Source organism: Humitalea rosea (assembly GCF_003253705.1).
Taxonomy (GTDB): Bacteria; Pseudomonadota; Alphaproteobacteria; order Acetobacterales; family Acetobacteraceae; genus Humitalea; species Humitalea rosea.
This window is the reverse complement of the sequence record NZ_QKYU01000053.1, coordinates 1-8,857: the sequence shown is the minus strand read 5'-3', so window position 1 is coordinate 8,857 and position 8,857 is coordinate 1. Positions and strand designations below refer to the sequence as shown.

Annotated in this window: 10 protein-coding genes; 5 read left to right on the top strand and 5 right to left on the bottom strand. The window is 67.9% G+C overall.

What is annotated here, in order from left to right; all coding sequences use genetic code 11:
* Positions 1-144 precede the first annotated feature (144 nt).
* The gene (locus C8P66_RS23140) at positions 145-759 is read right to left on the bottom strand and encodes a hypothetical protein (RefSeq protein ID WP_211314261.1); all 615 of its coding nucleotides are present in this window, start codon (positions 757-759) and stop codon (positions 145-147) included.
* 212 nt (positions 760-971) lie between these two features.
* Between C8P66_RS23140 and ftsH the strand changes: the two genes are divergently transcribed.
* Positions 972-2,825, top strand: coding sequence for an ATP-dependent zinc metalloprotease FtsH (gene ftsH, locus C8P66_RS23135; RefSeq protein WP_111400645.1), 1,854 nt, complete (start codon positions 972-974; stop codon positions 2,823-2,825).
* Between the two features lie 183 nt (positions 2,826-3,008).
* On the opposite strand, the gene C8P66_RS23130 is transcribed toward ftsH, so the two are convergent.
* Positions 3,009-3,671 (bottom strand): phosphoribosyltransferase, encoded by a 663-nt coding sequence (locus C8P66_RS23130; protein WP_111400644.1) that lies wholly within the window; start codon positions 3,669-3,671, stop codon positions 3,009-3,011.
* A gap of 34 nt (positions 3,672-3,705) precedes the next feature.
* On the bottom strand, positions 3,706-4,011 hold the full coding sequence (locus C8P66_RS23125) for a hypothetical protein (protein WP_111400643.1): 306 nt from the start codon (positions 4,009-4,011) through the stop codon (positions 3,706-3,708).
* 158 nt (positions 4,012-4,169) lie between these two features.
* Here C8P66_RS23125 and ppsA point away from each other — a divergent pair, with 158 nt between their 5' ends.
* Both ppsA and C8P66_RS23695 read left to right on the top strand, forming a co-directional pair.
* On the top strand, positions 4,170-6,560 hold the full coding sequence (gene ppsA, locus C8P66_RS23120; RefSeq protein ID WP_111400642.1) for a phosphoenolpyruvate synthase: 2,391 nt from the start codon (positions 4,170-4,172) through the stop codon (positions 6,558-6,560).
* A gap of 42 nt (positions 6,561-6,602) precedes the next feature.
* Positions 6,603-6,917 carry a hypothetical protein gene (locus C8P66_RS23695; RefSeq protein WP_146423048.1) on the top strand — a complete coding sequence of 105 codons (315 nt, stop codon included), beginning with the start codon at positions 6,603-6,605 and terminating at the stop codon, positions 6,915-6,917.
* A 204-nt stretch (positions 6,918-7,121) separates the two neighbouring features.
* On the opposite strand, the gene C8P66_RS23115 is transcribed toward C8P66_RS23695, so the two are convergent.
* Positions 7,122-7,946, bottom strand: a complete 825-nt coding sequence (locus C8P66_RS23115) for an MFS transporter (protein WP_211314260.1) — start codon at positions 7,944-7,946, stop codon at positions 7,122-7,124.
* On the bottom strand, positions 7,943-8,110 hold the full coding sequence (locus C8P66_RS23975) for a hypothetical protein (RefSeq protein WP_158537366.1): 168 nt from the start codon (positions 8,108-8,110) through the stop codon (positions 7,943-7,945). Before C8P66_RS23975 ends, C8P66_RS23115 begins: the two co-directional genes overlap by 4 nt.
* Positions 8,111-8,140: 30 nt before the next feature.
* On the opposite strand from C8P66_RS23975, the gene tnpB reads away from it, so the two are divergent.
* Positions 8,141-8,497 carry an IS66 family insertion sequence element accessory protein TnpB gene (gene tnpB / locus C8P66_RS23110; RefSeq protein ID WP_111400641.1) on the top strand — a complete coding sequence of 119 codons (357 nt, stop codon included), beginning with the start codon at positions 8,141-8,143 and terminating at the stop codon, positions 8,495-8,497.
* 13 nt (positions 8,498-8,510) lie between these two features.
* A partial coding sequence (locus tag C8P66_RS24860; RefSeq protein ID WP_211314259.1) for a transposase occupies positions 8,511-8,857 on the top strand: 347 nt, incomplete at its 3' end.

Genomic DNA, 8,857 nt, shown 5'->3' with positions numbered 1-8,857 from the left:
AAACACCTGCTGCGCAAGGCCGCCGCGCGCACCAGCGACGCCGTCTGCGCTACCATCGGCACTCTCCTCGACACCTACACACCCGCGGAATGCACCAACTATTTCACCCATTCAGGATACAATCGAACCTAAACGCATCCCGCTCTAGAGCGGTTTCGCCGGCTCGACCGCCACCGCCTCGGGCGCGGCATCCTTCCGCAGCCGGTCGCGAAACTCCTCCAGGCGCGCGCGATAGCCATCGGCATCGCCATACTCGAGGAACGCCTGGTAGCGCCGATGGGGATCGGAAACCCGCAAGGCATGCTTGATCGGGCACCAGTATTGCTCGGTCCGGCTGGCGATCTCGCGGACATAGCCGATCACGCCATTGGCATAGCTGCAGAAGGCGCAGTTGGTCGCCTCGATCCAGTTCAGATAGGCAAGATGCTGGCGGTCAAAGGCGATATGGTCCGCGCGCCGCACCAGCGGCAGGCGATAGAGGCGAAAGCAGATGGCCTGGTAGAGGCTCGCCCAGGCATCCACGATCAGCAGCGGGATGATCAGGGAATAGATCACCGGCGCGCTCAGGATGGCTCCGAGGGAGGATTGCGCGAGAAAGCCCCTCACGCTCCTTCGGAGACGGCGGTGTTCGACGGTGATGCCGTGTTCGAACTCGACGAACCGATCGCGCAGGTGCCACCCCAGCACCTTCCGCCGCTGCTCGATCTCCCGGTCCAGCTCGGCCTGAAGCCGCAGAATATCCTCCGCCAGCGCTCGCATATGCTCCGTCATCGACGCTCTGCCCCCAGGCGACACCTCTCCTCTGCCTTGGTGCAGCTGTTGAGATCGGCCAGGATCAGGGTCTGGACGATGGAGCGGCCGGCGGCAAGGCGGCCTTCCTCCCACCGCTTGTCATCGATCAAGGGCGAGAGCGCCGTTCGCCGCTATCCTGCGCCTGCCCAGGTTCGAGAGGGCTGAGGAGCGGTCGGGCGATGGACAAGAAGGCGCATTTCAACATCTGGTACTGGGTCGCGGCCTTCGCGGGCCTGCTGCTGTTCCAGTATGTCTACACAACGTCGCAGCAGGTCGCCCAGATTCCCTACAGTGCCTTCGAGACCTATCTCCGCGACGGCAAGGTCGCCGAGGTTGCCGTCTCCGACCGCTTCATCCAGGGCCGCCTCAAGGAGCCGCTCGTGGGCGGCCAGACGCGGTTCATCACCACCCGGGTCGAGCCGGAGTTCGCCGACCAGCTCCGGCAGCACGATGTCGTCGTCACCGGCCAGATCGAGAGCACGTTGCTGCGCGACCTGCTGTCCTGGATCATCCCCGTGGCGCTGTTTGTCGGCGTGTGGATGTTCCTGATCCGGCGCATGAGCGGCGGCATGGGCGGCGGCCTGCTGCAGATCGGCAAGAGCACGGCCCGGGTCTATGCCCAGACCGATACCGGCGTCACCTTCGATGATGTCGCCGGCGTGGATGAAGCCAAGGATGAGCTGAAGGAAATCGTCGCTTTCCTGAAGAATCCTGCGGAGTATGGCAGGCTCGGCGGGCGCATGCCCCGCGGCGTGCTGCTGATCGGGCCGCCGGGCACCGGCAAGACCCTTCTTGCCAAGGCCGTCGCAGGCGAGGCCAAGGTGCCCTTCTTCTCGATCTCCGGCTCCGAGTTCGTCGAGATGTTCGTCGGCGTCGGCGCGGCCAGGGTCCGCGACCTGTTCGAACAGGCGCGCGCCAAGGCACCGGCCATCATCTTCATCGACGAGCTCGACGCGCTCGGCCGCGCCCGGGGGGTCAGTTCGCTCATCGGCGGCCACGATGAGAAGGAGCAGACCCTGAACCAGCTCCTGGCCGAACTCGACGGCTTCGACACCTCGGTCGGGGTCGTGCTGCTCGCCGCGACCAACCGCCCGGAAATCCTGGACCCCGCCTTGCTGCGCGCGGGGCGGTTCGACCGGCAGGTGCTGGTCGATCGGCCCGACAAGATCGGCCGTGTGCAGATCCTCAAGGTGCATCTGAAGAAGGCGAAGCTTGCCGCCGAGGTCGATGCGGAGAAGGTCGCGGCGCTGACGCCCGGCTTCACCGGGGCCGATCTCGCCAATCTGGTGAATGAGGCGACGCTGCTGGCGACGCGCCGGCGTGCCGATGCCGTGACCATGCAGGATTTCGACAATGCGGTCGAACGCATCGTGGCGGGGCTGGAGAAGCACAACCGGCTGCTGAACCCCAAGGAGCGCGAGGCCGTCGCCTATCACGAGATGGGCCATGCGCTGGTGGCCACGGCGCTGCCCGGCGTGGACCCTGTGCACAAGGTTTCGATCATCCCGCGCGGGGTCGGCGCGCTTGGCTACACCATCCAGCGGCCGACGGAGGATCGCTTCCTGATGACGCGGGAGGATCTGGAGAACAGGATGGCCGTGCTGCTGGGCGGCAGGGCGGCGGAGTGGATCGTCTATGAACATCTCTCGACCGGGGCCGCCGACGACCTCGCCAAGGCCACCGACATCGCGCGCGCCATGGTGACCCGCTACGGCATGTCCGAGAAGCTCGGCCACGTCGCGCTCGACCGGGAGCCGCATTCCTTCCTGGCGCAGAACAGCTTTGTCGAGGAGCGCCGCGAACGTGACTACGGGGCAGCGCTGGCCGATACGATCGATGCCGAGGTGCGCGCCATCGTCGACCGGGCTTTCGATCGTGCGGTGGCGCTGCTGGCGGCGCGGCGCGATCTGCTGGAGCGCGCGACGCGCAGGCTGCTGGTCACTGAAACGCTCAACGAGGCCGAGCTTGCGGCCTTGATCGGAGGCGCGGTGCCTGAGCCGGACACGACAGCGCTTGCCGAGCGCCGGCCATAACGCGACGACGGGAGGCCAGGACCGGAACCGCAGCCTGGGTCACACCATCCTCCCGCACCGACCCGACGCATCTGCCAGACAAGGCCAAGACGTCAGCGAACGACCCAATGCTGCCGTCGCCCACCGACAAGCTCTACCCAAGCCCACGGATGGGAGCGGCGACGTCCGGTGTTGTGGGCGTCCTCAGGCGCGGTGGGTAGCCTGGCGCAGCGCCTCGATCACCTCCGCATCCTCCAGTTGGTGGAAGTCGAGGTAACAGCCGCCAATGCCACGCGGGATTCCGCTCTCGACCAGGGTGATCACCACATCCGCCTCCGCCGCCAGCGCCGCGCAGGCCTCGGGCGTGCCAACCGGCACGGCCAGGATCAGCCGGGCCGGGCCACGGCGGCGCAGCGCCCGCAGCGCCGCCCGGGCCGTCGCACCGGTGGCAAGCCCGTCATCCACCAGGATTGCGCAGCGCCCGGCCGGGTCGATGCTGTCCCGCCCAGCCAGGTAGCGGGCGCGACGACGGGCGATCTCCCGCAGCGCCGCGGCCTCCTCCCGCGCGAGATAGGCCGGATCGGCGCCGGTCAGCGCGACCGCCTCCGGGTCCAGCACAAGCTCGGGCGGGCTGCCCTCGGCCACTGCGCCAATCGCCAGTTCGGGCTGGCCCGGGGCGCCGAGCTTGCGCGCAAGGATCAGATCGAGCGGTGCCGAAAGCGCCGCGGCCACCTCGGCCGCCACCGGCACACCGCCGCGCGGCAACGCATAGACGGCGGGTGCGGCGAAACCTCGCGCGGCGAGCAGGCGGCCAAGACGCCGCCCGGCGTCGGTGCGGTCGCGGAAGGGCAGCTTGGCATGGTCCATGGGACACCTCGAACCGGCTGGTCGTAGGGGCGGGTTACTCCCAGGCGATGCCCTGCGACGGGGTGGCTGGCGCGGGCGGCGGCACCGCGACCACCCCGACGCCTCGGCGCGTGAGGCTTTCGGTGGCCGCGACCGCCAGGGCGGCGACCTGGACCAGCCGCTGCCGCGCCTCGACGGGCGACCCCTCCCGCGCCTTGGCCCGCGCCCAGCCGGCGTAATCCATGATGAGCTGGACGAAGGTATCCAGCGGCACGGCGTCGTCATGCTCTGCCCCGCCCCATTGCGCATCCTGCCGGGTGCGTTCGGCCGCAACCTCGGCCAGCACGTTCAGTTCGGTCATGGTGTCTGCCTCCTCGCCAAGGAGTTCGCGTACGGCGGCGTGGCACGCCACGCCTTGCGCCGGATCAATGTGAGACCATCGCGTCCCGGTCGTGATGGCCGCAACAGCTGGAGGACAGCGCCATGTCATCGCCCATTGCTCCCCTGCCTCAGGCCCCGATGGCGGAGCCGCCCCTGCTTTGGCTGGAGACGGTCGGTGTGGCCGATGTGCCGCGTGTCGGCGGCAAGAACGCCTCATTGGGCGAGATGATCGGCGCGCTGGGCGGAGCCGGGGTGCGGGTGCCACCGGGCTTTGCCACCACCGCGGCGAGCTTTCGTGACTATGTCGCCGAGAACGGCATCGCCACCGCCATGCAGGCGCAGCTTGCCGCCTTTAAGGCCGGCAAGGCGAGCCTGCAGGAGACCGGGGCCGCGATCCGCCGGCTGTTCCTGGACGGCGAATTCCCCGCCGCCACCGCCGCGGCGATCCGCGAGGCCTATCGCGAACTCGGCCGCCGCCGCGGCCTGTCCGATCCCGCGGTCGCGGTGCGCAGCAGCGCAACCGCCGAGGATCTGCCGAATGCGAGCTTCGCCGGCCAGCAGGAAACCTTCCTCAATGTCCAGGGCGAGGCCACCCTGCTCCAGGCCTGCCGCGCCTGCTATGCCTCGCTGTTCACCGACCGGGCCATCAGCTACCGCGAGATGCAGGGCTTCGACCATCTGAAGGTCGCGCTTTCGGTCGGGGTGCAGGCGATGGTGCGGGCCGATCTCGGCGGTTCGGGCATCATGTTCACCATCGACACGGAGAGCGGCTTTCCGGGCGTGGTGGTGATCAGCGCCGCCTGGGGCCTCGGCGAGCCGATCGTGCAGGGCCAGGTCGATCCCGACCGCTATCTGGTGTTCAAGGCGCCGCTGGCCGATCCGGCCTGCGTGCCGATCCTGGAAAAGACCCTGGGCGGAAAGGCGCGCAAGATGATCTATGCGAGCGGTGGCAGCGCCCGCACCGCGCTGGTCGCGACGCGGCTGCGCGAACGCAAGAGCTTTGTGCTGGAGGACCAGGACATCCTGCAGCTGGCCCGCTGGTCGCTCGCCATCGAACAACATTACGGCCGGCCCATGGACATGGAATGGGGCCGCGACGGCGAGAAGGGCGAGTTGTGGATTCTGCAGGCGCGGCCGGAGACGGTGCATGGCACGCGGCAATCCTCGACGCTGCGCAGTTGGCGCCTGACCTCCAAGGCACAGCCCATCCTGCGCGGCGCCGCGGTGGGTGAGGCGATCGCCGCCGGCCCGGTCCGCATCGCCCATAGCCCCGACGACATCGCGGGTTTTCCCGCCGGCGCCGTGCTGGTCGCCGAGGCCACGGACCCCGATTGGGTGCCGCTGATGCGCAAGGCGGCCGGCATCATCACCGACCATGGCGGCGCCACCAGTCACGCCGCCATCGTCAGCCGCGAGCTTGGCCTGCCGGCGGTGATCGGCACGCAGCAGGCGACCAGCCTGCTGCGTGACGGCCAGCAGGTCACGCTGTCCTGCGCCGGGGGCGAGGAAGGGCTGGTCTATGACGGCGTGCTCGATTTTTCGGCCACCGACATCGACCTCGCCGCGATTCCGAAGACGCGGACGGCGATGATGCTGAACATCGCGACCCCGGCCGCGGCGCTGCGATCCTGGCGGCTGCCGTCGCAGGGTGTCGGGCTGGCGCGGATGGAGTTCATCATCAATGCCGTGGTCAAGGCGCATCCGATGGCGCTGCTGCGCTTCGATGCGGTCACCGACCCCGCGGCGCGGCGGGAGATCGAGGCGCTGACCAGCGGCTATGCCAACAAGGCGGATTATTTCGTGGAAACCCTGGCGCGCGGCGTCGCGCGTATCGCGGCCCCGTTCCATCCCCACCCCGTCATCGTCCGCATGTCGGATTTCAAGAGCAATGAATACGCGCATCTGCTGGGTGGGGCGGGGTTCGAGCCGGTGGAGGAGAATCCGATGCTCGGGCTGCGCGGCGCCTCCCGCTATTACAGCGAGCGGTACCGCGAGGGGTTCGTGTTGGAATGCCGGGCCATGGTGGCGGCGCGCGAGACGATCGGGGCCGACAACATCATCCTGATGATCCCCTTCTGCCGCACCCCGGCCGAGGCGGACCAGGTGCTGGCGCTGATGGCCGAACACGGGCTGAAGCGCGGCGAAAAGGGCCTGCAGATCTACATGATGTGCGAGATCCCGGCCAATGTGATCCTGACGGAGGAATTCGCCGCGCGGTTCGACGGGTTCTCGATCGGCTCCAACGACCTGACCCAGCTGGTGCTCGGCGTGGACCGCGACAGCGCCGAATTGCGCGGACTGTTCGACGAGCGGGACGAGGCGGTGAAGCGGATGATCGCCGATGTCATCCGTCGCGCCCATCTCTGCGGCATCAAGGTCGGGATCTGCGGCGAGGCGCCGAGCAACCATCCCGAATTCGCCGCCTTCCTGGTGGAATGCGGGATCGATTCCATCTCGCTCAATCCGGACAGCTTCGTTGCCGCGGCGCGGCGTGTGGCCGAGGCGGAGACGGCGCGGCCCGGAGGATGATGGGGTCAAAACCCTGACGGGCACGCCGGCCAGTTCCAGCGCATGCCAAGCGGCATCCGCATCCTCCGCGAAGCGCAGCAGCGCCAGATCGACCATGCCGGCGCGCCCAGTGCCTGGTCCACCGAACCCGGTCATGCCGAAGGTCGCGTGCTGATCGCCCCAAAGGGCTGCGACAGGGCCAGCCAGCCCCGCGAGACACAGGCTGTCGGGCTGCCGGCCGTCCAGGATCGCTTCCACCAGATCCGGCGCCAGCAGCGTCAGCCGCAGGAGGCTGCCGAGGTAGCCACGTGTCCGGCGTCATCACCCCTGAGACAGAAGGGCGGCGTTGAGGAACGGAAGATTTCTGGCTCATCCTGACCCCAGGAGAATGAAGATGAGCCAGTACTCCTCCGCCCTCACCGCCAAACGCGTGGTGCGTGACATCGCTGCGCGCCCCGCAAGTCTTTGTGCAACAACGCGTTGGCAGAGCTCATCATTGGGATCAGCCAAACTGCCGCTCGGCTATACGAGACTCTCCTCCGTGCCCTACCTGCTAACGAAGCCCACCGCCACTCGCCTACTTCACGGGGCGGTGTTAGTCGGGATCGCCTTCCCAATTGCATGCTCGACATCGAACAGCAGCCCGCCACGCCTCGTGTAAAACCACCAAGTCACCCCAATGCAGGTCACGTAGAAGATCAGGAAGCCATAGAGCGCCACCTCCGCACCGCCGGTGGCGGCAATGGAACTCCCGAAGCTCTTCGGGATGAAGAAGGCGCCGTAGGCCGCCACCGCTGAGGTAAATCCGATGATGGCAGCCGATTCCTTATCGGATTGCTTCACCAGATCGGCCCCCTTCAGGCCCGGCTCCAGCCGGGCCACTTCCCGGCGCATGATCGCCGGTATCATCTGGAACGTGGATGCGTTGCCCACGCCGCTGGCGGCGAACAGGAACAGAAAGCTGGCGAGGAACACCGAGAAAGCAATCGGGTTGCCCTTCATACCGATGGCATAGAGGATTCCCACGGTGCCCAGGATCATGGCCGCGAAAACCCAGATGGTGATGCGCCCGCCGCCGAACCGATCGGACGGCTTGCCGGCACCGGCCCGTGCCAAGGCACCGACCAGCGGCCCAAGGAAAGCGTAGGCCAGGGCATCCACTTCAGGAAACAGTATCTTGGACAGCAGCGGAAACGCTGCGGAAAAGCCGATGAAAGATCCGAACGTGCCCGTGTAGAGCCAGCACATGATCCAGTTGTGCCGGCGCCGGAAGATGACGGCCTGGTCAGCGAAGGACGCTTTCATCGTGGCGATGTCATTCATGCCGAACCAGGCTGCGACGGCGCTGGCAACGATAAAGGGCACGAAGATGAACCCGGCATTCTGTAGCCACAGGCTTGTCGTCACGTCGCGCAGGCGGAGCCGGCCTTCGTGGCGATCGTGCCGGCGGGGCCGAGCGCCATGTCGGATCCGGCGGCGCCATCGGCGCGTCCCGGGCCAAGGATCGAGATGAGGCTGGCAGGTGCGGAACTGCGCGTCGCGCCCGGCACGGATGCGGCGCTGCTGGCCATGGTGCTGCGCGCGATCCGGGCGTCGGCGACATGATCGCATTGCCGTCAGGCGCGCGGATCCTGCTGGCGACGCGACCCGTGGACTTCAGGAAGGGCGCACATGGCCTTGCTGCGCTGGCGGCGGATGTGCTGGCGGAAGATCCCTTCTCGGGCGTGGTGCTGGTATTCCGTTCGCGCCGCGCGGACCGGGTGAAGATTTTGCTCTGGGATGGCAGCGGCCTGGTGCTGGTGTGGAAGCAACTGGAGGGCGGCGCCTTCCGCTGGCCGCCGGTGGTGGACGGCGTGCTGCGCCTGACGCCGGTGGAGTTCGCCGCGCTGTTCGATGGCATCGACTGGCGTCGCGTGCAGGCGCTGCGGGAGATTCCCAAGCCGGGCGCGGCTGCGTAGAATCGTCGGCACGATGCGCGCTGCTGGTGATGACGTGACGAAATTGCCGAAGGGTCCGGCGGCGCTGCGCGCGCTGTTGCTGCAGGCGTGGCGCGAGCGCGAGGGCATCGCAGCCGAGCGCGACCTTGCTGCGCAGGAACGTGAGCGTGTGGAGCGCGAGCGCGACCACGCGCTGGCGCGGAACGAGCGGCTGCTGGCGTTGCTGGCGAAGCTGCAGCGGATGCAGTTCGGGCGGAAGTCGGAGAAGCTGCCCGAGGACCAGCTGCACTTCGCCTTCGAGGAGATCGCGGCCACGCTCGCGGCCAACCAGGCCGAGGCCGAGAAGACATCCCCGAAGCTGCGCGCCAAGGGCACCGAGGA

What these genes read in the sequence shown, in the direction of transcription:
- C8P66_RS23695 (WP_146423048.1), top strand. Translation starts at nt 6,603, where the DNA reads ATGCCAAGCGGCATCCGCATCCTCCGCGAAGCGCAGCAGCGCCAGATC.
- tnpB (WP_111400641.1), top strand. Translation starts at nt 8,141, where the DNA reads ATGATCGCATTGCCGTCAGGCGCGCGGATCCTGCTGGCGACGCGACCC.
- C8P66_RS23130 (WP_111400644.1), bottom strand. Translation starts at nt 3,671, where the DNA reads ATGGACCATGCCAAGCTGCCCTTCCGCGACCGCACCGACGCCGGGCGG.
- C8P66_RS23975 (WP_158537366.1), bottom strand. Translation starts at nt 8,110, where the DNA reads ATGGCCAGCAGCGCCGCATCCGTGCCGGGCGCGACGCGCAGTTCCGCA.
- ftsH (WP_111400645.1), top strand. Translation starts at nt 972, where the DNA reads ATGGACAAGAAGGCGCATTTCAACATCTGGTACTGGGTCGCGGCCTTC.
- C8P66_RS23140 (WP_211314261.1), bottom strand. Translation starts at nt 759, where the DNA reads ATGCGAGCGCTGGCGGAGGATATTCTGCGGCTTCAGGCCGAGCTGGAC.
- C8P66_RS23125 (WP_111400643.1), bottom strand. Translation starts at nt 4,011, where the DNA reads ATGACCGAACTGAACGTGCTGGCCGAGGTTGCGGCCGAACGCACCCGG.
- ppsA (WP_111400642.1), top strand. Translation starts at nt 4,170, where the DNA reads ATGGCGGAGCCGCCCCTGCTTTGGCTGGAGACGGTCGGTGTGGCCGAT.